At 71.5% G+C, this 21,729-nt stretch carries 17 protein-coding genes; 10 read left to right on the top strand and 7 right to left on the bottom strand.

Annotated elements, in window-relative coordinates; genetic code table 11:
- Positions 1-95 precede the first annotated feature (95 nt).
- The gene (locus OJ997_RS37840; protein WP_270028170.1) at positions 96-1,046 is read right to left on the bottom strand and encodes an EamA family transporter; all 951 of its coding nucleotides are present in this window, start codon (positions 1,044-1,046) and stop codon (positions 96-98) included.
- 160 nt (positions 1,047-1,206) lie between these two features.
- Entirely contained in the window at positions 1,207-1,467 is a 261-nt protein-coding gene (locus OJ997_RS25795; RefSeq protein ID WP_270028169.1) for a hypothetical protein, read from the bottom strand.
- 126 nt (positions 1,468-1,593) lie between these two features.
- Between OJ997_RS25795 and OJ997_RS25790 the strand changes: the two genes are divergently transcribed.
- Positions 1,594-2,505, top strand: a complete 912-nt coding sequence (locus tag OJ997_RS25790) for a LysR family transcriptional regulator (RefSeq protein WP_270028168.1) — start codon at positions 1,594-1,596, stop codon at positions 2,503-2,505.
- 123 nt (positions 2,506-2,628) lie between these two features.
- Positions 2,629-4,869: a M64 family metallopeptidase gene (locus tag OJ997_RS25785; RefSeq protein WP_270028204.1), complete on the top strand. Its 2,241-nt coding sequence runs from the start codon at positions 2,629-2,631 to the stop codon at positions 4,867-4,869.
- 138 nt (positions 4,870-5,007) lie between these two features.
- On the opposite strand, the gene OJ997_RS25780 is transcribed toward OJ997_RS25785, so the two are convergent.
- The gene (locus tag OJ997_RS25780) at positions 5,008-5,220 is read right to left on the bottom strand and encodes a hypothetical protein (protein ID WP_270028167.1); all 213 of its coding nucleotides are present in this window, start codon (positions 5,218-5,220) and stop codon (positions 5,008-5,010) included.
- Between the two features lie 186 nt (positions 5,221-5,406).
- Between OJ997_RS25780 and OJ997_RS25775 the strand changes: the two genes are divergently transcribed.
- The 4 genes from OJ997_RS25775 (at position 5,407) to OJ997_RS25760 (ending at position 12,308) form a co-directional block, all read left to right on the top strand.
- Positions 5,407-6,747, top strand: a complete 1,341-nt coding sequence (locus OJ997_RS25775; protein ID WP_270028166.1) for an MFS transporter — start codon at positions 5,407-5,409, stop codon at positions 6,745-6,747.
- A 234-nt stretch (positions 6,748-6,981) separates the two neighbouring features.
- A complete protein-coding gene (locus tag OJ997_RS25770) occupies positions 6,982-8,352 on the top strand; it encodes an MFS transporter (protein WP_270028165.1) in 1,371 nt (456 codons plus the stop codon).
- A gap of 13 nt (positions 8,353-8,365) precedes the next feature.
- Positions 8,366-9,700 carry an FAD-binding oxidoreductase gene (locus tag OJ997_RS25765; protein ID WP_270028164.1) on the top strand — a complete coding sequence of 445 codons (1,335 nt, stop codon included), beginning with the start codon at positions 8,366-8,368 and terminating at the stop codon, positions 9,698-9,700.
- A 13-nt stretch (positions 9,701-9,713) separates the two neighbouring features.
- Positions 9,714-12,308 (top strand): AfsR/SARP family transcriptional regulator, encoded by a 2,595-nt coding sequence (locus OJ997_RS25760; RefSeq protein WP_270028163.1) that lies wholly within the window; start codon positions 9,714-9,716, stop codon positions 12,306-12,308.
- Here the strand turns inward: OJ997_RS25760 and OJ997_RS25755 are convergent.
- Positions 12,281-12,922: a response regulator gene (locus OJ997_RS25755; protein WP_270028162.1), complete on the bottom strand. Its 642-nt coding sequence runs from the start codon at positions 12,920-12,922 to the stop codon at positions 12,281-12,283. The genes OJ997_RS25760 and OJ997_RS25755 overlap by 28 nt on opposite strands.
- Positions 12,907-13,986: a sensor histidine kinase gene (locus OJ997_RS37835; protein WP_270028161.1), complete on the bottom strand. Its 1,080-nt coding sequence runs from the start codon at positions 13,984-13,986 to the stop codon at positions 12,907-12,909. Before OJ997_RS37835 ends, OJ997_RS25755 begins: the two co-directional genes overlap by 16 nt.
- A 183-nt stretch (positions 13,987-14,169) precedes the next feature.
- Between OJ997_RS37835 and OJ997_RS25745 the strand changes: the two genes are divergently transcribed.
- From OJ997_RS25745 to OJ997_RS25735, 3 genes are read left to right on the top strand one after another with little or no spacing between them, the layout of a single operon-like run.
- Positions 14,170-15,042 (top strand): ABC transporter ATP-binding protein, encoded by an 873-nt coding sequence (locus OJ997_RS25745; protein ID WP_270028160.1) that lies wholly within the window; start codon positions 14,170-14,172, stop codon positions 15,040-15,042.
- Complete coding sequence (locus tag OJ997_RS25740) at positions 15,039-15,800, top strand: ABC transporter permease (protein WP_270028159.1); 762 nt, start codon at positions 15,039-15,041, stop codon at positions 15,798-15,800. Before OJ997_RS25745 ends, OJ997_RS25740 begins: the two co-directional genes overlap by 4 nt.
- 10 nt (positions 15,801-15,810) lie before the next feature.
- Positions 15,811-17,400 (top strand): glycoside hydrolase family 13 protein, encoded by a 1,590-nt coding sequence (locus OJ997_RS25735; RefSeq protein ID WP_270028158.1) that lies wholly within the window; start codon positions 15,811-15,813, stop codon positions 17,398-17,400.
- On the opposite strand, the gene OJ997_RS25730 is transcribed toward OJ997_RS25735, so the two are convergent.
- A complete protein-coding gene (locus OJ997_RS25730; protein ID WP_270028157.1) occupies positions 17,318-18,583 on the bottom strand; it encodes a uracil-xanthine permease family protein in 1,266 nt (421 codons plus the stop codon). The genes OJ997_RS25735 and OJ997_RS25730 overlap by 83 nt on opposite strands.
- An 81-nt stretch (positions 18,584-18,664) precedes the next feature.
- Here OJ997_RS25730 and rpsA point away from each other — a divergent pair, with 81 nt between their 5' ends.
- Entirely contained in the window at positions 18,665-19,912 is a 1,248-nt protein-coding gene (gene rpsA / locus OJ997_RS25725; RefSeq protein ID WP_270028156.1) for a 30S ribosomal protein S1, read from the top strand.
- On the opposite strand, the gene OJ997_RS25720 is transcribed toward rpsA, so the two are convergent.
- Positions 19,909-21,729: LuxR family transcriptional regulator (locus tag OJ997_RS25720; RefSeq protein WP_270028155.1), on the bottom strand; the 1,821-nt coding region annotated here is incomplete at its 5' end. The two genes, rpsA and OJ997_RS25720, sit on opposite strands and share 4 nt — an antisense overlap.

Below are 21,729 nucleotides of genomic sequence, written 5' to 3'. Positions count from 1 at the left end.
CCCAGGGCCTTTAGAAAAGGGGAAGAGGCGCGGAACACTCGTTGCGCCAGCAGGACGAGTGCCCCGCGCCTCTGGGTGTGGGTCCGGTCGGGGACCTACGTCTTCTCTGTCTTCGGTGCTTCCACTCGGATCACGAGTGCGACAGAGGCAACGATGATTCCAGCGCCTAGAAGTGTGGTTGGGGTTATCGATTCGTTGAGAACAAGCCAACCAAGGGCGATGGCGACCACGGGGTTCACGTACGCGTACGTGGAGACCTTCGAGATCGGGGCGTTCTGGAGCAGCCACGCGTAGGACGTGAACGCGAGCAGCGAGCCGAACGTGATCAGGTAGAGGAGGCCGCCGATCGAGCGGCCGGAGAACTCGTCGAAGTGCACGTCGGGCAGCTCGCCCGTGACCACGCCGGACGCGAACACGGCGATGCCGCCCAGCAGGCTCTGCCAGGCGGTGGAGATGAGCGGGTCACGCGGGAGCGAGATGCGCGGGGAGGAGAACGAGCCGAGCGCCCACATGAACGCGGCGAACACGCACGCGAGCAGGCCGATCATCGTCGCCTCGCCCTCGGGGTGCAGGAGCAGCACGAGCCCGCCGAAGCCGACGAGCACGGCGCCGAGCGACTGCCACGAGATCTTCTCACCGCTCGCGCGACGCAGCAGGATCACCCACAGGGGGATCGAAGCCACGAGCAGCGCGGCGAGGCCGGACGGCACGGTCTTCTGGGCGACCGAGATGACCGCGTTCGCGCCGGGGAGCATCAGGCCGACGAAGCCGGCCGACAGCAGTTCCGCGCGCGAGGGACGCCAGACGTGGCTGCCTTTCCGCCACGCGAGGATCGGCAGCAGGATCAGGCCGACGAGCATGAAGCGGGTGCCCGCCCCGAGCAGGGGCGGGATCGTCTCGACCATCAGCGCGATGGCGAGATAGGTCGAGCCCCAGACGATGTAGACGATCCAGAGCGCCGACCAGACCTTCCAAGGAGGAGCGGCATCCGCGTGGGACTCGCTGGGGACGAGCGTGTCCCGCGCGGATGCCTCAATCGCCGTCACGCGTGATCCCGTCCGTGGCTCGGGCGGATCGCTGGTGGCAGCAACGGTCGTCGCTGTCGGTTACCGGCAGGCGTGCTCGTACTGGTGGTACGGGTGTGCCTGCCGGGGGCCGGCAGCGGCGGGCGGGGCCCGCCAGAATCCGTCCGGGTCGCGGGCGGGGTCACGAGGTGCGGAGGCCCCGGGCGCGGTAGGCCAGCAGGTCGACGACGTCCGCGGTGCGGACGAACGGATCGGCCACGCGGTCACCGGTGTCGACGGACAGCGCGGCGACCATCTGGTCGTCCGCCTCGGCGACGAGGACATCGCCGGTCAGGGCCTCGTGCGAGTCGAGCTCGGCGAGGCGGCGGAGCGCGGGCCCGTCAGAGCCACGGGCGGCTCGGATGACGACAGTAGGAGCGAGATTGAAGGCGAGAGCGGACATGGTGTGTCTCCTTGAACGGTGGTGCTGGGCAGGACGTGAGATCCATAGTGGACATTCCCGGCCATCAGTTCAAATGACCTTTCGCTGTGCGTGGTATAAGAACCACTGATGCTTGACGTTCGCCGTATGCGGGTCCTCCGCGAAGTCGCCGTCCGCGGCTCGTTCAGCGCCGCCGCGGAGTCGCTCTCGTTCACGCAGAGCGCCATCAGCCAGCAGATCGCCGCCCTCGAGCGCGAAGCCGGCTGCTCCCTCGTCCAGCGCAACGCGCGCGGCATCCGGCTCACGGAGGCCGGCGAGGCACTCGTCCGCCACACGGACGCGATCGTCGCCCGGCTCAACGAGGCCGAGGCCGAGCTGGAGGCGATCGCCGGCCTGCGCGGCGGCCGCCTGCGCCTGGCCGCGTTCGAGTCCGCCGCGGCCTCGCTGATGCCGCTCGCGATCGCGGCCTTCCGCGCCGAGCACCCGGGCGTCGAGCTGTCGCTGATCATGGCCGAGCCCGAGGACTCCGCGCCGCTGCTCAAGAGCGGCGAGCTGGACCTGGCGCTCGGGTTCGACTCGCGCGTCCGCGACGAGGTCGACGGCATCGCCCGCCAGCAGCTGCTCTCGGACCCGATGTTCGTGGCCATGCCCGAGGACCACCCGCTCGCCCGCAAGCGCGCGCTGCGCCTGTCCGACCTGGCGGACGACCCGTGGATTGCCGGCACCACCGACTGCGAGTGCAACCGGCTGATCAACCGCGCGTGCGCGATCGCCGGCTTCGAGCCGCGGATCGCCTTCCAGACCGACGACTACACCGCGATGCAGGGCTTCGTGGCCGCGGGCGTCGGCGTGTCGCTGATCGCCGAGCTCGGCCTGACGAGCGTGCGCGAGGACATCGTGATCCGCTCGCTCGGGCGCGAGACGCCGGTGCGTGAGGTCTACGCCGCGACCGCGACGGACGCCCACCGCACGCCCGCCACGCAGGCGATGCTGGAGATCCTCGCGGGCGTCGCGACCCGGTACGAGTCACGACGCCCGCAGTTGCAGCTCGTCGGCTGAAGCCCCTCGTTCAGCCAGCTTTCGACAGCTGGCCGGTGATCTAAGCGGACCCCACCGTTAACTTCCGCGCTGGGTTATCCGTAGTTCACGAGAGGGGTTGCAAGGATGAGGAAGTTGGCCAGGATGGCGCTGTGGGCCGCGCCGCTGGTGCTGATGTTGCTGGCGGCCGCGCCGTCGGCACGCGCGCAGACGATTCCGCCGACGGGGGTCGGCAGCGCGAAGGTCGTGCCGCTGCAGGTCACGGGCCCGGCGGCGAACCGCTTCAACTTGGTGATCGCCGGTGACGGCTACACCGAGGCGGACCTGCCGAAGTTCCGCGCCGAGGTGGACAAGCACCTCAACGTGATGTGGAGCATCGAGCCGTACAAGAGCTACCGCAACTACATCAACGTCTACATGATCGAGATCATCTCCGCCGAGTCGGGGATCGATTGCGACTCGAGCCTGACGTCGCCGCGGCGCGACACCGTGCTCGGCATGGGCTTCTGGGGCGGCTGCAACGCGGGCAGCGTGCAGCGCCTCGTGACGGTCAACAACAGCGCGCTGCAGCGCTACACGGCGCTCGCGCCGGGCGTCTCGCAGCGCCTCGCGATCGGCAACTCGAGCACCTACGGCGGCGCGGGCGGCGCGAACGCCACGGCGACCGGCGGCAACTCGATGTCGGCGCTGATCAGCCCGCACGAGATCGGTCACTCGCTCGGCAACCTGCAGGACGAGTACGACTACTACACGCGCGGCGTGTACGGCGGCTGCTACACGGGCGGCGAGCCGTCCTCGGCGCACCACACGCTGATGACCGTCGACCAGATGAAGGCCACGCAGCGCAAGTGGTGGCGCTGGCTGGGCGAGCCGAGCCTGTCCGGCGGCATCATCGACCGCTACGCCGGCGGCCTGTACTTCGCCGACTGCGTCTACCGCCCGAGCGCGCACTCGATCATGAAGTCGCTGGGCTACTACTACGACCAGGTCGGCCTCGAGATCATGACCCAGCGGATCGCCGCGCGGGTGAACCTGGTGGACGGCTCCACGCCGACCGCCGCGCCGGTCGGCAACAAGGACACGCTCTGGCTGGACACGGTCCAGCCCGTCGACCATGACCTCAACGTCGCGTGGACGCTTGACGGCACCGCGGTTCCGAGCTCGGCCAACCGCCGCACGCTCAAGCTCGGCGACCTGCTGCTCACGCCCGGCCAGACCCACACGGTCACGGCCACGATCTCGGACCCGACGTCGTTCGTCCGCGATCCCGCGATCCAGAGCAGCACCGCCCTGCGCCGCGTCCTGACCTGGACGGTCAAGGACGAGACCAACCCGGCCGGCACGGCCGAGCCGGCGACGATCACCGGCGGCACGCAGAACGCGCGCGCGATCGGCCGCGGCGACGTCGCGAACGTCGTCGTCTCCAAGCCGGCCGACGGCGGCGTCCCGACCGTCGCGTGGACCCTGGACGGCGCCCCCGTCACGGCGCCCGCCGACGGCCGCACGCTCAAGCTCGCCGACCTCAACCTCGGCGGTGGCACCCACACGCTGGTCGCGAAGGTGGGTGAGTCGACCCGCACGTGGACGGTGGACTCCAAGGACGCGGTCCCGACCGTGACGACCTCGACGCCCAAGGCGACCCTGTCGCAGCCCGGCGCCGAGATCCCGGAGTACATCTTCGAGGGTCCGTTCTCGTTCAAGGTCACGGCCACGGACGACCAGCCCGGCTACGTCGTCACCGAGTACCGCGTCGACGGCGACGGCTGGCAGAACTTCTACGGCTGGCCGACCGACGCCAACGCGCCGTTCCAGTTCTCCGTGACCGGCACCGACATCGACGCGCTCAACTACGGCCGCCTGCCGTACGGCAAGCACGTGATCGAGTACCGCGCGATCGACGCGGCGGGCAACATCTCCGCCCCGAAGAAGTTCGTCGCCAACTACATCGACCCGGAGAAGAGCGAGGTCGGCACCGTGGGCGGCACCGTGCCCGCGACGCTCGCGCTCTCGCTGGGTGCCGCTCCGCCCGTGTTCGGCACGTTCGTCCCGGGCAAGGCGGCCGACTACACCGCGAAGCAGCTCGCGACCGTGACCTCCACGGCCGGGGATGCGACGCTGTCGGTGGCCGACTCGGGCGCCAACCCGGGCCACCTGGTCAACGGCACGTTCGCGCTGCCGGAGCCGCTGAAGGTGAGCGCCACCTCGCCGCTGGGCGTGGGCGCTGAGCCGAAGACGATCCCGTCGACGCTGCTGACCTATCCGGCCCCGGCGTCGAACGACGAGGTCACGCTGAGCTTCGCCCAGCGGATCAACGCCAACGACGCGCTGCGTACGGGGACGTACGCGAAGACGCTGACGTTCACGCTCTCGACGACCACTCCGTAGAGCGGTCCCGGCGTGAAGACGCGCTCACCGGCTCCTGGCCGGTGGGCGCGTGCGCCGCAGATCGGCTGAGAGATCCGCGAAGCGATCTCTCCCCGATCGCGCTTGGCGCCGGCGAAGCCGGCTGCCGCGTTCGATCGGCTAGATCTGCTCGCCGGTGACGGCGGGGTGCTTGTCGAGATCGATCTCGTTGTCGAGGTCGTTCACGACGGTCTCTTCGGCGGGCGCGGTCGAGCCGACGGGCTCGGTCTTGCGCGCTTCGCGGCGGGCGTTCTTCTCGGCGCGCTTCTCGCGCACCTTCTGCTCACGGTTGAGCTTGGCGAAAGTCGTTCGCTTCTTGGAGCTGGACGCCATGCGGGTCCGTCCCTTCGTCGGGGTCAACGCCTTGCGGGGACGAGCCGCCCGGCAGATATAGGTAGACACCATAGAAGGCGTCGGGTAACCGCACCTCCTTTGGCAAGGTAGCGGCAAGGCGCGGACAACGACCGCCGTCGATGGTTCTGTGTCATGTCGCACCTACAGAAATGGACTCTCGCCGCGGTGCTCGCGGCCACCGCGATCCTGATGCTCGACATCGCGGTGGTGAACACGGCGCTGCCCACGCTGCAGGCCGACCTGGACACCGATCTGCACGCGCTCAAGTGGGTGCTGGACGCCTACACGCTCGCGCTCGCGAGCGTCGTGCTGACGGCCGGCTCGCTCGCCGATCGCTTCGGTCGCCGCCGGCTGTTCCTGATCGGTGTGATCGTGTTCACACTCTCCTCGGCCGCCGCGGCCGCCGCCGGCTCGATCGAGTTCCTGATCGCCGCGCGCGCCGTCCAGGGCCTCGGCGCCGCCCTGATGTTCGCCGTCTCCCTCGCGTTGCTGAGCCACGCGTTCCGCACCCCGCAGGAGCGCACGACCGCGTTCGCGGCCTACGGCGCCGCGATCGGCGCGTCCTTCGCGCTCGGCCCGTTCGTCGGTGGCCTCCTTACAGAGGCCCTCGGCTGGGAATGGGTGTTCCTGATCAACGTGCCGATCGGCATCGCCGTGCTGGCGATCACGGCGACCAAGCTCGTCGAGTCGAGCGACCCGAACCCGCCGAAGATCGACATCCCGGGCCAGGTCACGCTCGTCGCGGGCCTGTTCGCCCTCGTCTACGGCCTGCTCAACGCGGCCGAGGACGGCTGGGGTGCCGGCCACGTCGTCGCCGCGCTGGCGGCGGCCGCCGGCCTGCTCGTCGCGTTCGTCGCGATCGAGGCCACCTCGCGCGCCCCGATGGTCCCGCTCGGCATGTTCCGCAACCGCCGTTTCGCGGGCGCCCAGCTCGCCGCCATGGCGATCTCCGCGGGCCTGTTCTCGACCTTCATCTACATCATGATCTTCCTCCAGCAGGTCAAGGGCTACTCGCCGATGGAGGCCGGCCTCGTGCTCGTCCCGGGCACGATGGTGAACCTGTTCTGCGCCGCGGCGACGGCCAAGATCGCCACCAAGGTCGCGCCGGTGGTGCTGATCTCGGGCGGCCTCGGGCTCGCCGCGCTCGGCATGGTCATCAGCGCGCTCATGATCAGCGCGGACATGACGTGGCTGGAGCTGCAGCTCGGCTTCATCGTCTCGATGGCCGGCACCGGGCTCTTCAACCCGTCCGTCAGCGCGGTCGCGCTCGACGTGCCCGAGCGCGTCGCCGGGCTCGCGACGGGCATCCACGACACGGCGCGCCAGGCCGGCGTGGCGATCGGCATCGCGGCGCTCGGCACGCTCGTCAGCGTCACCGACATCGTCGGCAGCCTCCAGGACGTGATGTGGGCGGGCGCGGCGATCGGTGGCGTCGGCGCCCTCGCTTCGCTCTACCTGTTCCGGCCGGGCACGACCGGGCTCGTCCCGGTGCCCCAGGAGGCGTAGGGCCCCAAAGCCGCGACTCCGTGTTGGTCAGGCCCGTCGCATCCCCGCGGCGGGCCAGCCCGTTCGCAAGGCCGGGCTGCACGGAGGCGCTCACCGCGGCAAAGACGTGGCGCCGGATCGCGGGTCCGGTGCCACGTCGCCGCGGGCGACCGTGCAACGTCGGCGCAACTGCCGCGCAACGCGCCCGGCGGAAGGTGGTGACACCGCCAACTCACCCCCTTCGAAAGACACGAGATGACCACGCTCCAACGCTGGACCATGACCGCGGTGCTTGCCGCCACCGCGATCCTGATGCTTGACATCGCGGTCGTGAACACCGCGCTGCCGACGCTGCAGGCCGACCTGGACACCGACCTGCACGCCCTCAAGTGGGTGCTCGACGCGTACACGCTGGCGCTTGCCAGCATCGTCCTGACCGCAGGGTCCCTTGCCGACCGCTTCGGCCGAAGGCGCCTCTTCACGCTCGGCGTGATCGTCTTCACCGTCAGCTCGGCCGCCGCCGCGGCGTCCGGTTCGATCGAGCTCCTGATCGCCACCCGCGCGGTGCAGGGCCTCGGCGCCGCGCTGATGTTCGCCGTCACGCTCGCGCTGCTCAGCGACGTGTTCCGCACCCCGCAGGAGCGCACGGGCGCCTTCGCCGCCTACGGCGCCACGATCGGCGCGTCGTTCGCGCTCGGGCCGGTCGTCGGTGGCCTGCTGACCGAGGCGCTGAGCTGGGAGTGGGTGTTCATCGTCAACGTCCCGATCGGCCTCGTCGTGCTCGCGATCACCGCGACCAAACTCGCCGAGTCGCGGGACCCGAACCCGCCCGCGATCGACTGGGCCGGCCAGGTCACGCTCGTCGCCGGGCTTTTCGGCCTCGTCTACGGCCTGCTCGGCGCCGCCGAGCACGGCTGGGGTGAGACGCAGGTCGTCGTCGCCCTCGCCGGCGGCGTCGCGCTGCTCGTCGCGTTCGTCGTGATCGAGGCCACCAGCCGCGCGCCGATGATGCCGCTCGGCTTCTTTCGCCAGCGCGGCTTCGCCGCCGCCCAGCTCGCCGCGACGGCGATCTCCGCGGGGCTGTTCTCGACCTTCATCTACATCATGCTCTACCTGCAGGAGGTGCTCGGCTACTCGCCCGTCGAGGCCGGCGCCGCGCTCGTGCCCGGCATGTTCATGAACCTGCTGTTCGCGGCGCTGACGGCCAAGCTCGCCCCGCGCCTGGCGCCCGGCAGGCTGATCGTGGTCGGCATGACGCTGGTGGCCGTCGGGATGGCGCTGATCTCCGTCGTGGACGCCGACTCCACCTGGCTGGACATGCAGCCCGGCTTCATGCTCGCGATGGCCGGCACCGGCCTGTTCAACGCGACCGCGAGCGCGCTGTCGCTCGACGTCCCGCCGCACCAGGCGGGCCTGGCGACCGGCATCCACGACACGGCCCGCCAGGCCGGCCTCGCCATCGGCATCGCCGCTCTCGGGACGCTCGTCACGCCCGCCGACTTCGTGAGCGGCTTCCAGCACGTGCTGCTCGTCGGCGCCGGCGTGGCCGCCTTCGGCGCCGTCGCCTCCTTCTTCCTCCTCCGCACGACCGGCCCGCGCGCTGCCGTTGCCGCGCAGCAGGCCTAAAGGACCCACTCCGATGCTCTCTGCCTTCACGACCACCATCGTCAACCCCGGCCACCCCGACTACGACACGCTGCGGATGTCGTGGAACGTCGCCGTCGACCAGCGCCCGGCGCTGATCGCTCGCCCTACGGACGTCGCCGGCGTCGGCGCCGCCATCGCGGTCGCCCGCGAGCGCGGCCTCCGGGTGACGCTGCGCGGCGGCGGCCACAACCCGGCGCCGCTCGGCGACCTCTCGGACACGCTGCTGCTGCGCACAGACGCGATGCAGGGCGTGACGATCGACGCCGACCGCAGGATCGCCCGCGTGCAGGGCGGCGCGCTCTGGGACCACGTCGTCCCGGAGGCCGCGCTGCACGGCCTGTACCCGCTGCACGGCTCCTCGCCGGACGTCGGCGTGGTCGGGTACTCGCTGTCGGGCGGGCTCGGCTGGGTTGCGCGCCGGTACGGCCTGCAGGCCAACCGGATCGTCGCCGCCGAGGTCGTCTTGGCGAGCGGTCACTTCGTCCGTACCGACGCCGAGCACGAGCCCGAGTTGCTCTGGGCGCTGCGCGGCGGCGGTGGGAGCTTCGCCGCGGTGGTGGCGCTCGAGTTCGAGCTGCTGCCGTTGACCCACGCGTACGCCGGCTGGCTCGCCTGGGACTGGACGCACAGCGAACGCGTCCTGAACCGCTGGGTCGAGTGGGCCGCCGAAGCGCCCGACGCGGTCACGAGCGCCGCGCGGATCCTGCAGCTCCCGGACCTGCCGACGATCCCGGAGCCGCTGCGCGGACGCAACCTGGTCGCGATCGACGGCGCCGTGCTCGACGAGCGCCGTGACCTGCTCGCGCCGCTGCGGGACCTGCGGCCCGAGCTGGACACGTTCGCGACGCTCCCCGCCGCCGCGCTCTCGCGCCTGCACGCCGACCCGGAAGGGCCGACGCCCGCGGTCTCGGCGAGCGCGATGCTCGGCGCGCTGGACGAGGACGCCGTGAGCGCGTTCGTCGGCGCCGCCGGCCCGGGCTCGGGCAGCACCCTCGTCGCGAGCGAGCTGCGCCAGCTCGGGGGTGCCGTCGGCCGCCGGGCGCGAGGCGGAGGCGCGCTCACGCACCTCGACGGCGAGTTCCTGCTCTACGGCGTCGCCATCGCGGCCACGCCCGCGCTCGGGGCCGCCGGGCACGTGTCGGCGCAGCGGCTCGCCCACGCGATGGCGCCGTGGGCGGGCGGCCGCGCGTACGGGAACTTCGTCGAGGAGCGGACCGACCCGGCGCGCTTCTACGACGCGGCCACCTACGCCAAGTTGCAGGTGATCAAGGACGTACTCGACCCGGCCGGCGTGTTCCGCGCCAATCACGACGTCCGCGGCAGGTAGCTTGTGCTCCCGCGTGGCGCGGACGCGGATACAGCTGTGCGGTGAGCTGCTGATCGAGCTCGACGGGAAGCGGGTCGATCAGGAGCTCCGCGGAGATCAGGGCCGGTTGCTGTTCAGCTATCTCGTGCTGAACCGCGACCGGCCCGTTCGGCGTGACGAGCTGGAGGCCGCCGTCTGGGGCGACGGCGCGCCGTACTCGCCCGTCGCGCTCGCGCCGCCGCTCTCACGGCTGCGCCGGATCGTCGGCCCCGACCGGATCACGGGCCGCTCCGAGCTGCGGCTCGTCCTGCCGGAGGACGCGGAGGTCGATGTCGAGGCGGCGCTCGCCGGCACCACCGACCTGGAGGGTGCGCGCCGCGCCGACGCGATCCTCACGCGTGAGCTGCTGCCCGGCGTCGAGTCGCCGTGGCTGGACGGCGAGCGCGACCGCCTCCAGGAGGTGCGGGTCGAGGCGCTGGAGGTCATCGCGCGCGAGAGCCCGGAGCCGGCCGAGGCCGAGCGCGCGGCGCGTGTGGCGGTCGAGCTCGCGCCCTTTCGCGAGTCGGCCTGGGTCGCGCTGCTCGACGTGTTGCGCGCCCGCGGCAACGTCGCCGAGGCGCTGCTCGCGTTCGAGCGCGTGCGCACGTTGCTGCGGGAGGAGCTCGGCACCGTCCCCAGCCCTGCGCTGCTGGCCGCACACCGGGCGCTGCTGGAGGCGCAGCCGGACGGGCCGCCGGTCGTCGCGGCCAAGCCCGCTCGCGTGCTGCCGACGGCCGCGCTGACGCCGCTGATCGGCCGGGAGCGCGAGTGCGACGAGATCGGCGCGGTGCTCGCGCGCGAGGACGTGCGGCTGCTGACGCTGCTCGGGCCCGGCGGGATCGGCAAGACCCGGCTCGCGCTCGAGGTCGCGACCCGCTTCGCCGCGGAGGGCGGCGACCCGTGCTTCGTCGACCTCACGCGCATCAGCGACCCGCAGCAGATCGTCGCGCGGATCGCGTGGGATCTCGGGCTGCGCAGCCAGGGCCGGCGCCCGCAGCACGACGAGCTCCTCGACTACGTCCGCACGCGGTCGCTGCTGCTCGTGCTGGACAACTTCGAGCACGTCGCGTCCGCGGCCCCGTTCGTGACGGAGCTGCTCCAGTCGGCGCCGCGCGTGAAGGCGCTCGTCACCAGCCGCACGGTGCTGCACGTGCGCGGCGAGCATCAGTACCTGGTGCCGCCGCTGCCGTCAGGGTGGAGCGGGGCGGCCGCGGTGCAGCTGTTCGTGCAGCGCGCGCAGGCGCTCCAGCCGGGCTTCGCGCTGACCGACGAGAACACGGCGGACGTGCTCGAGCTGTGCCGCCGGCTGGACGGCATCCCGCTGGCGATCGAGCTGGCCGCCGCACGCGTGCGCGTGCTCGGGGTCAAGACGCTGCTGCAGCGGCTGGAGGATCGCTTCGCCGTGCTCAAGTCGGGCGCGCGGGACGCGCCGGAGCGCCAGCGGGCGCTGTGGGACACGATCGCGTGGAGCTACGACCTGCTGCGGCCGGCCGAGCAGCGGCTGTTCGCGCAGCTCGGCGTGTTCGCCGGCGGCTTCGACCTCGAGGCGGCCCAGGCGCTCGTCGAGCACGGCTGCGAGGTCTTCGACGGGCTGGAGCTGCTGGTCGACCAGAGCCTGGTGCGGGTCGAGCAGCGCGACGGGCAGCCGCGGTTCTCGCGGCTCGAGAGCCTGCGCGAGTTCGCGCTCGAGCAACTCGCCATCCGCGGCGACGCCGATGCGGTGCGGGCGACGCACGCCGCGTTCTTCACCCGCCTTGCCGCTGCGGGCGAGGCGGCGCTCAAGGGGCCGGACCAGCTTGCGTGGCTGCGGCGCTTCGAGGACGACCACGACAACCTGCGGGCCGCGCTGCGCTGGAACCTGGATCGCGGCGAGATCGAGGCCGCCGTCGAGATGGGCTGGGGGCTGTGGATGCTCTGGTACTTCTACGGCCACGTCGAGGAGGGCGTCGGGTGGTTCACGGAGATGGCGCGGCGCAGCGGGCCGCTCGCGTCGTTCCCGCGGGCTCGCGCGCTGAGCGGCGCGGGCATGGTCGCGCTGGGCGTCGGCGACACCGAGTCGGCACGGCCGTGGCTCGCCCAAGGTCTCGACCTGTACCGCGAGGCCGGTGACGACGCGGGCGTGGCGATCGCGGCCGGCGCGCTCGGGCTGCTGACCGGGCTCGACGGCGATCCCGGGCGCGGGCGGGCGCTGATCGACGAGAGCATCGCCCTCTATCGCACGCTCGGCGACGAGTGGTTCCTCTCCTCGATGCTCAACTTCCGCGCGCGGATCGCGCCCGACCCCGCGGCGGCGCTGGCGCTCGTGCGGGAGGCGCTGGAGATCTCCCGGGCCGTCGACGACACGCTGCCGCTGCTGATCTCGCTCTACAACCTGGCCGTGCTGGAGCACGATCCGGCGCCGCTCTCGGAAGGGCTCGAGCTCGCCGTGCGCGTGTCCGACACCGGCAGCATCGGCTTCTTCCTCGACGCGCTCGCGGCGTTCGCGGACGCCGAGCGGGCGGCGGGGATGCGCGCGCGGGCCGCCGAGCTGCTCGAGGAGTCCGGCGGTGCGTGGCTCGAGGTCTACGTGCTCGCCAGCCCGTTCGCGTAGGCGTAGACGACGGCCTGCGCGCGGTCGCGCGCGCCGATCTTGGCGAACAGGTGGTTGACGTGGCTCTTGACGGTCGCGGGGGACACGACGAGCCGGGCGGCGATCTCGCTGTTCGTCAGGCCTTCGGCGATGAGGGTGAGCACCTCGGCCTCGCGCGGCGTGAGCTCGTCCGGAAGCTCCTGCTGCGGTGCGGGGGTCGAGACGGCGGCGAGGACGTGGTGCTGGATCGCGGGGTCCAGCGCCGCCTCCCCGCGGGCGACCGCTTCGACCGCCGCCTTGATCTGCTCCGCGCCGGCGTCCTTGGTGAGGTAGCCGCGCGCGCCCGCCCGGAGCGCGCCGAGCACGGACGCGTCGTCGGCGTAGGTGGTCAGGGCGATGCTCGCGGTGCCGCGCGCGGCGAGTCTCCGGATCGCCTCCGTCCCGTCCATGCGCGGCATCCGCAGATCCATCAGCACGACGTCGGGGTTGTGCTCGGCCGCGAGCTGGAGCGCCTCCTCGCCGTCGGCGGCGGTGGCGACGAGCTCGATCCCCTCGAGCAGGTTGAGGAGCGTGCCCAGGCCTTCGCGGACCACTCGCTGGTCGTCGGCGAGCAGGACCCTTACGCCGGCAGCCATAGCTCCACCCGGAAGCCGTCGTGGGTCGGGCCGGCGTTCAGGCGTCCGCCGAGCAGCTCGGCGCGCTCGCGCATGCCGGTCAGGCCGTAGCCGCGGCCGCTGGAGGTCGGGGCGTGCTCGCCATGGTCGCTGACCGTCAGCGTGGTGCCGTCGGGCGCGTAGGCGAGGCTCAGCTCCACGCGCTCTGAGGCGCTGTGGCGGCGCACGTTCGTGAGGGCTTCCTGGGCGGTGCGGTAGAGGGCGAGCTTGGCCTCGGACGTCGGCTCGCGGGGCGTGCCGGTGGTTTTGAAGGTCGCGCCGGGGAACGTGGCGGCGAGGTCCTCGATCGCGGGCAGGTCGTCCCCGCGGAGGGCGGAGATGGCCTGGCGGGCCTCGGTGAGCCCGTTGGTGGCCAGGTGGTGCGCGCGCTGCAGGCTCTCGACGACCTCGGGGTCGGAGTCCTTGCTCTGCGCGAGCAGCCGCGCGCCCTCGAGCTGGAGGGCGAGGGCGGAGAGGCTGTGGGCGAGCACGTCGTGGAGCTCGCGGGCCACGCGGCCTCTTTCGGCCAGCGCGGCGGACTCGGCGTGCGCGGCGCGGGACTCCGCCAGTTCATCCGTGCGCGCGATCAGCCGGCGGATCAGCCGCATGACGAAGAACCACGGCGCGATGCTGAACAGGAAGCCGGAGATGAGCGCCAGGCTCTCGCCCTCGATGAGCTGGATGGCGACGATGCCCGCGACCGTGCCGCCGCAGATGACCGCGGCGGCGCGCGGGCCGAGTGCCATGCCGCCGATCACGACGACGAAGTAGACGCCCGCGTAGCCCGCGCTGTCGGGCTGGACGGAGGCGAAGATGAGCGTGGCGACGCCGGTCAGCACCAGGCCGGGGAGGCGCGTGGCCGGGCGCTTGAGCACCGTCGGGAACGCCAGCGTGAGGCCGGCGAACATCAGCACGAAGGCGAACGCGACGAGCAGGCCGTCGCCGCTGAGGCCCGGCTTCGGGTCCGTGAAGAGCGTCGAGCCGAGCACCGCCGCTGCGGCGATGAACCCGATGGCCTTCAGCGCGATGGGCGGTCCGTCCTTCACGTTGCAGAACGGTAGGGCTCATCGGCGGTTCCTTCATGGGCGCGAGGGTTGATCCCCGCTCCACCCACGGGTGGAGGCGCAAGTTCGACCCGGACGCCGATGACGAGGAGGCCTGCAAAACCGATGCTCTCAGCCATGACATTTGAGATCTCCCAGGGGGCTGCCGCCCCCCGGACCCCCTGCTTGGGAGACGACGCCGTCCGAGTTCGCGGCCTGCGCAAGGCGTATGGCGAGCACGTAGCGCTCGACGGCGTGGACCTGACGGTCGCCCGCGGCGAGGTGCTCGCCCTGCTGGGACCGAACGGCGCGGGCAAGACGACGCTCGTCGAGATCCTCGAAGGACACCGGCGCGCCGATGCGGGCGCGGTCTCCGTGCTCGGCTTCGATCCGGCGCGGCGCGAACGGGGCTTCCGCGAGCGGATCGGCGTCGTCCTGCAGGAGACCGGGCTCGACCAGGAGATCCGGGTGCGCGAGGCGCTCGAGCTCTACGGCGCCGCCTACCCGCAGCGTCGCGACGTGGACGAGGTGCTCGGCCTGGTCGGGCTCGAGGAGCGCGGCGAGGCGAAGGCGCGGGAGCTCAGCGGCGGCCAGCGCCGCCGGCTAGATCTCGCGCTCGGCATCATCGGCGACCCGGAGCTCGTGTTCCTCGACGAGCCGACGACGGGCTTCGACCCCGCGGCGCGGCGCCAGTCGTGGGAGCTGATCGACGGCCTGCGCGAGCTCGGCAAGACGATCCTGCTGACCACGCACTACATGGACGAGGCGCAGCACCTCGCCGACCGGGTCGTCGTGCTCGCGCGCGGGACCGTGATCGCCAACGACACGCCCGACAAGCTCGGGCGCGAGGCGACCGTCGTGTCCTTCCGCGTCGTGCCCGGCATCACGCTGCCCGCGGGTGCGCGCGTGGAACGAGGGATCGCGACCTTCACCTCGTCCGCGCCGACGCGTGACCTCGCGCCGCTGCTCGGCTGGGCCGCCGCCCACGACGTGGAGCTCGAAGGCCTGTCGGTCGGCCGCCCGACCCTGGAAGACGTCTACCTGGAGCTGACCGCATGATCGCCCTCACGCAGCAGTGGGTCACCACCCGGATGCGCCTGACGCTGCGCAACCCGCGCGCGCTGGTGTTCACGTTCGCGTTCCCGCTGATCCTGATCGTGCTCTTCAGCGCGCTCAACGGCAACGCGGAGGTCGACGCCTACGGCGAGAAGATCCGCTTCGCGCAGTTCTACACGCCGGCGATCGCGATCTTCAGCCTTGTCGCGGCGTGTTACACGTCGCTCATCCTCGGCATCTCCACCGCGCGCGACCAGGGGCTGTTCAAGCGTGTGCGCGCGACGCCGCTGCCGATGGGGATCTACCTCGGCTCGTGGGTGACCGGCGCGATGCTCACCGGCATCGGCGCGGTCGTGCTGCTGTTCGTCGTGTCCGTGCCGGCGTTCGGGGTGGACATCTACGCGCGCACGCTGCCCGCGGCGCTGCTGACGCTGGTGCTCGGCGCGGCGTGCCTGTCGTCGCTGGGCGTGGCGGTCTCGTCGCTGGTGAAGAACGCCGAGCAGGCGATGCCCGTCGCGCAGCTGACCTTCCTGCCGATCTCGTTCATCAGCGGCATCTGGTTCCCGCTGGACGGCGCGCCCGACTGGCTCGTGAAGGTCTCGCACTTCTTCCCGCTCTCGCACATCGTCAACGCGTTCGGCTCGTGCTTCGTGCCCGGGACGAGCGGGTCCCAGCTCCACGGCAGCGACCTGCTGGCGATCGCGATCTGGACGGCGGTCGGGCTCTTCGTGGCGGTGCGCCGGTTCCGCTTCGAGCCGTAGTCTCCGCCGCATGTCGTGGTTCCAGAGCGCGGTCGTCTACCAGATCTACCCGCGGTCGTTCGCGGACTCCGACGGTGACGGGATCGGTGATCTGGGCGGGGTGATCGGCCGGCTCGACTACCTCGCGGAGCTGGGCGTCGACGTCGTGTGGCTGTCGCCGTTCTATCCCTCGCCGCAGGACGACAACGGCTACGACATCAGCGACTACCAGGACGTCGATCCGATGTTCGGGACCCTCGCCGACTTCGACGCGTTGCTGGAAGGGCTGCACGCACGGGGGATGAAGCTCGTGATCGACCTCGTCGTGAACCACACGTCGGACGAGCACCCGTGGTTCCGCGACCCGGCGAAGCGCGACTGGTACTGGTGGCGCAAGACGCCGCCGAACGAGTGGCGGTCGTTCTTCAGCGGCCCGGCGTGGGAGTTCGACGAGGCGTCCGGCGAGTACTACCTCCACCTGTTCTCGCGCAAGCAGCCGGACCTGAACTGGGAGAACCCGGAGGTCCGCGAAGCCATCCACGCGATGATGCGCTGGTGGCTCGAGCGCGGGGTGGACGGCTTCCGCATGGACGTCATCAACCTCATCTCCAAGGACCTCGAGCGCGACGTGTACTTCAACGGCCCGCGCATCCACGAGTTCCTGCAGGAGATGCACCGTGAGGTGTTCTCGGGGCGGGAAGGGCTGCTGGCGGTGGGCGAGATGCCGAACGTCTCCGTCGAGGAGGCCCGGCTCTACACCGATCCTGCGCGGCGCGAGGTCGACATGGTCTTCCAGTTCGAGCACGTGTCCCTCGACCAGGGCCCGGACTCCAAGTGGGACATCCACGCGCTGCAGCTGCTCGATCTGAAGCGCTCGCTCGGCCGCTGGCAGACCGGCCTGGCCGACGTCGGCTGGAACTCCCTGTACTGGGACAACCACGACCAGCCGCGGGCGGTCTCACGGTTCGCCGACGACGGCGAGCACCGCGTGGTCGCGGCCAAGATGCTCGCGACGGTCCTGCACCTGCACCGGGGAACGCCCTACGTCTACCAGGGCGAAGAGCTCGGCATGACCAACACCCGCTTCAACACGATCGAGGACTTCCGCGACATCGAGTCCCTCAACCACTACGCGGAGGCTGTTGCTGCCGGCGCGTCAGCGGACGAGGTGCTGCTCGCGCTCCGCAAGATGGGCCGCGACAACGCGCGCACGCCGATGCAGTGGGACGCCGGCCGCCACGCCGGCTTCACCTTCGGCGAGCCGTGGATCCCGGTCAACCCGAACCACGACACCATCAACGCGCAGGCGGCCGTCGCCGACCCCGACTCCGTCTTCCACCACTACCGCCGCCTGATCGAGCTGCGTCACTCCCTCCCGGTCATCGCGCGCGGCGACTTCACCATGCGGTTGGAGGACGACGAGCGCGTCTACGCCTTCACGCGCTCGCTGGACGGCGAGGAGCTGCTCGTGCTCGGCAACTTCACCGGCGACCCGATCGTCGTCGAGATCGAGGGCTGGACCGGCGCCGAGGAGGCGCTCATCGGGACCCCAGGCCTGGCCCTGGATCCATGGGAGGGGAAGACCTTTCTTCGCCGAGCGGCCGGAGCACCTGGTAGATGACGATCGCCGCGATCGTGCCGAGCGCGATGCCCGCGAACGTGTAGTCGCCCCAGTTCAGCGTGAAGTCGCCGGCGCCGACGACGAGGGCGACGCCGGCCGTGGCCAGGTTGACGGGGTCGCGGAAGTCCACGCGGGCCTCGATCCAGATGCGGGCGCCGAGCACGGCGATGAGGCCGAAGAGGACGGTGACCGCGCCGCCGAGGACGCCGACCGGGATGGCCGAGATGATCGCGCCGAACTTGGGCAGCAGGGCCAGGGCGATCGCGATGCAGCCGGCGATGATGTAGGCGAGCGTGGAGTAGACGCGGGTGAGGCCCATCACGCCGATGTTCTCGGCGTAGGTGGTGGTGCCGACGCCGCCGAACAGGCCGGCGAGCGTGGTGGCCGCGCCGTCGGCGGCGATCGAGCGGCCGATCAGCGGGTCCAGGTCGCGCTCGGTCATCGCGGCGACGGCCTTCACGTGCGCGGCGTTCTCGGCGATCAGGACGAGCACGACCGAGGGGACGACGAGCAGGATCGCGCTGAGGTCGAAGCTCGGCGACATGAAGTCCGGGAAGCCGACCCAGTCCGCCGCGTGGACGGCGGTCCAGTCGACCTTGCCGAGGATCGCGGCGAAGACGTAGCCCGCCGCGACGCCGAGGAAGACGGACAGCTTCTGCGCGAGGCCGCGCAGGGCGACGGTGGCCAGCAGGATCGCGACGAGCGTGAAGAGGGCTATCCCGGCCTGTTGGGAGAACTGGTCCTTGGCGACGGGCGCGAGGTTGAGGCCGATGAGCGCCACGATCGCGCCGGTCACGACGGGTGGGAGCAGGAACTCGACGATCCGGTAGCCGGCTCGGTCGATCAGGAGGCCGAGCAGCGCGAGCACGACGCCCGCGGCGACGATGCCGCCCAGCGCCTGCTCGGGACCGCCCTCGGCGCTGGCGGCGATCACCGGCGCGATGAACGCGAAGCTCGAGCCCGTGTAGCTCGGAACGCGGTTGCCCGTGATCAGCACGAACAGCAACGTGCCGATGCCCGAGAACAGCAGGGTGGTGCTGACCGGGAAGTCGATCAGCACCGGCACGATCGCCGTCGAGCCGAACATCGCCAGCACGTGCTGGGCGCCGAGACCGAACATCGCCGGCATCGGCAACCGCTCGTCCGGGGCGATGATCTGACCTTCGCGACGCAGCTTCCACATGGGCGCGGACGCTACTCCTGGGGCCCGACGGCTCGCGAGCACTCCCGAACTGCCGGAGAGTCTCTATCGTTGCGTGCCCCGATGGAAGCCTCACTCCAAGCACCGCAGATCCCTGAAGCCCTAGTGGTCGAGGGCTCAGACGGGCTGCTGCTCGAGATCGACGGCAGGCTCGTCCCCAACTATGACGCCACGATCGTCCCCTTCGAAGAGGGCGACGTGGTCACCGGCAAGGTCGTCCGGATCGACAAGGACGAGGTTCTCGTCGACGTCGGTTACAAGAGCGAAGGGGTCATCCTCAGCAACGAGCTCTCCGTTCGCAAGTCGGTCGACCCCAATGAGGAGGTGGAGCTCGGCGAGGAGATCGACGCGCTCGTCCTCACCAAGGAAGACCAGGACGGCCGCCTGATCCTGTCCAAGAAGCGCGCTCGCTTCGAGCGTGCCTGGCGCAAGATCGAGGCCGCGGTCGAATCCGGCGAGCCGGTCAGCGGTGCGGTCATCGAGATCGTCAAGGGCGGCGTGATCGTGGACCTCGGCGTTCGCGGCTTCCTGCCCGCGTCGCTGATGGACATCCGCCGCGTCGCGAACCTGGACGAGTACCTGGGCCAGACCATCGAGGCGAAGGTGGTCGAGCTCAACCGCTCGCGCAACAACGTCGTCCTCTCGCGCCGCGCGGTGCTGGAAGAGGAACGCCGCGGGCAGCGTGAGGCGATCCTGGACCGCCTGCAGCCGGGGCTCATCGTCGAGGGCCAGATCTCGAACATCGTCGACTTCGGCGCGTTCGTGGACCTGGACGGCATCGACGGGCTCATCCACATCTCCGAGCTCTCGTGGTCGCACGTGAACCACCCGAGCGAGATCCTGACCATCGGCCAGACGGTCGAGGTCAAGGTCCTGGACATCGATCGCGAGCGCCAGCGCATCTCGCTGGGGCTCAAGCAGACCCAGCAGGACCCGTGGCAGCGCGTCGTGGACACCTACCACGTGGGTGACGAGCTCGAGGGCTCGGTGACCAAGGTGGTCGCGTTCGGCGCGTTCGTGGAGATCCTGGAGGGTGTCGAGGGTCTCGTGCACATCTCCGAGCTCGCGGAGCAGCACGTGGAGAACCCGCGGGAGATCGTCGGGCCGGGTGACGACGTCAAGGTCCGGATCCTGGAGATCGACGCGGATCGCCGCCGGCTGTCGCTCTCGATCAAGCAGGCCGAGCAGCCCGCACGGCTGGTCGAGCCGCCCGCACCCGAGGACGAGCCGCCCGCAGCGGAGGACGAATCGCCCGCGCCGGAGGACGAGCCGCCCGCGCCGCAGGAAGAGCCGCCCGCACCCCCGGACTAAGTCCGGTCTTGACCCACGACCGTGGCCACCTCTGCTCGGCGCGACACGCCGAGCTTGGTGAACACGCGCGTCATGTGGTTCTCGATCGTCTTCTCCGACAGGAACAGCTCGGCCGCGATCTCTTTGTTGGTCCGGCCGAGCGCGACGAGGTCGGCGATCTCGCGCTCGCGGCCGGAGAGCGCCGCGAGCCCGTCGGTGCCGGTCGCGCGCCGGCGCCGCGCCCCGGTCTTCACACCGAGTCGCCGGAGCTCGCGCGCGGCCTCGTCGCGTAGGCGGATCGCGCCGCACGCCGCGAGGTCGGACTCCGCGCGCTGGAGCAACGCGACGTCCCCGGTGATCTGGCCCGCGAGCAGCCGCGCTCGGGAGGCCTGGATCACCGCCCCGACCGAGTCCGCGAGCTCCGCCGCCGAACTTAAACGTCCAGGACGTTTAACTTCCGCGGAAGATAAAGACCCAGGGCCTTTATGTTCGAGCTGGGCGCGGGCACAGAGGACCGAGGCCTCGGCGTAGGGGAGGCCCAGGCCTTCGGCGGCGGCCTCGCCGCGCACCACCCAGTCGCGCGCGGCCTCCGGACGGCCCAGGGCCAGCTCCGCCCGGGCGAGGATCGCGTAGAGCCACGCGCGGCGGCCCGGCTCGACGCCGCGGAACTCCGGCGCGCCGCCCGCGCTCATCGCGGTGAGGCAGCCTTCGGGCTCGCCGGCCTCCAGCTGCGCGGCGGCGACGTGGACGCGGGTGGCACGCGAGAGGACGCTCTCGTCGAGCCCGTCGAGCAGTGCCAGCGCCTCGGCGCCCGCGGAGCGCGCGCGGTCGAGCTCACCGCGCAGCGCGCTCACCCAGGCGTCGGCGGTCAGGGCGAAGCAAAGCATCTGCGGGTTGCCCCACAGCCGCGCGCCCTCGACGGCGGCGTCGGCGTGCTCGGCGGCCTCGTGCAGCCGGCCGCGCACCTCGAGCGCGTGCGCGAGGCCGATCGTCATCGGGATCACGAACTGGCCCTGGCCGCTCGCGCGTGAGACGCTGATCCCGCGGCGGAAGTGGCGGATGGCGTCGTCGTAGTGCTCGCAGAAGAACTCCGCGAAGCCGAGGTAGTACGCGGTGTCCAGGCGCCCGGCCAGCGACCCGTCGTCCAGCGCGTCCAACCGCGCCGACGCGTCCGCCCGCAGCGCCTGCGCGGCCGCGATCTCGCCCAGCCCCAGCGCGCCGAAGCACTCCAGCGCCGTCGCCACGGCCGCGAAGCCGGGCACGCCGACCTCGAGCGCCGTCGTCCGCGCGCGCCGCGCCCACGACACGACGCCCGCGAAGTCGCTGTCGTAGAGCGCGTCGGCGGCGAGCTCCACCTCCAGGTCGGCGGCCGCGAACGAGCCTTCGCCCAACTCGGCCAGCTCGCTCAGCAGCCGCGCGTGGGCCGCGGCGTGCCGGCCCAGCAGGTTCTCGCACATCGCGCAGCCCGCGACGAGCCGCGCGCGCACCGGCGCGAGCTCCGGGCCGACGAGCGACAACCCCGCGTCCAAGGACTCGAGTGCCGCTTCGAGCTGCCCGGTCGCCGCCCGCGCCTGCGCGAGGCCGACCAGCAACTCGAGCCGACTCGGCAGCGTCTCCGCCGTCTCGGGCAGGAGCCGCAGCGCGGCGCCGAACCGCTCCGCCGCCGTCGCCGGTGCGCGCGCCGCGGCGTGGCGGCCCGCCTCGACCAGCACCGCGACCGCGGCGACGTCCCCCGGTCGCGCGCAGCGCTCCAGGGGATGCGCGCGCGCCGCGACCGATATGCCGGCAACAACACGGCGGGCACGGGTGGGCTCAAGGGCGAGAACGGCGCGATCTTC

The organism is Solirubrobacter phytolaccae (assembly GCF_027587195.1).
Taxonomy (GTDB): domain Bacteria; phylum Actinomycetota; class Thermoleophilia; order Solirubrobacterales; family Solirubrobacteraceae; genus Solirubrobacter; species Solirubrobacter phytolaccae.
The sequence above is the reverse complement of the archived record's forward strand: the minus strand, read 5'-3'. Positions and strand labels throughout refer to the sequence as shown.

Coding starts and splice junctions, on each gene's coding strand:
- OJ997_RS25770 (WP_270028165.1), top strand. CDS start 6,982: ATGACCACGCTCCAACGCTGGACCATGACCGCGGTGCTTGCCGCCACC.
- OJ997_RS25730 (WP_270028157.1), bottom strand. CDS start 18,583: ATGTGGAAGCTGCGTCGCGAAGGTCAGATCATCGCCCCGGACGAGCGG.
- OJ997_RS25795 (WP_270028169.1), bottom strand. CDS start 1,467: ATGTCCGCTCTCGCCTTCAATCTCGCTCCTACTGTCGTCATCCGAGCC.
- OJ997_RS25740 (WP_270028159.1), top strand. CDS start 15,039: ATGATCGCCCTCACGCAGCAGTGGGTCACCACCCGGATGCGCCTGACG.
- OJ997_RS25785 (WP_270028204.1), top strand. CDS start 2,629: ATGGCGCTGTGGGCCGCGCCGCTGGTGCTGATGTTGCTGGCGGCCGCG.
- OJ997_RS25780 (WP_270028167.1), bottom strand. CDS start 5,220: ATGGCGTCCAGCTCCAAGAAGCGAACGACTTTCGCCAAGCTCAACCGT.
- OJ997_RS25735 (WP_270028158.1), top strand. CDS start 15,811: ATGTCGTGGTTCCAGAGCGCGGTCGTCTACCAGATCTACCCGCGGTCG.
- rpsA (WP_270028156.1), top strand. CDS start 18,665: ATGGAAGCCTCACTCCAAGCACCGCAGATCCCTGAAGCCCTAGTGGTC.
- OJ997_RS25755 (WP_270028162.1), bottom strand. CDS start 12,922: ATGGCTGCCGGCGTAAGGGTCCTGCTCGCCGACGACCAGCGAGTGGTC.
- OJ997_RS25765 (WP_270028164.1), top strand. CDS start 8,366: ATGCTCTCTGCCTTCACGACCACCATCGTCAACCCCGGCCACCCCGAC.
- OJ997_RS25790 (WP_270028168.1), top strand. CDS start 1,594: ATGCGGGTCCTCCGCGAAGTCGCCGTCCGCGGCTCGTTCAGCGCCGCC.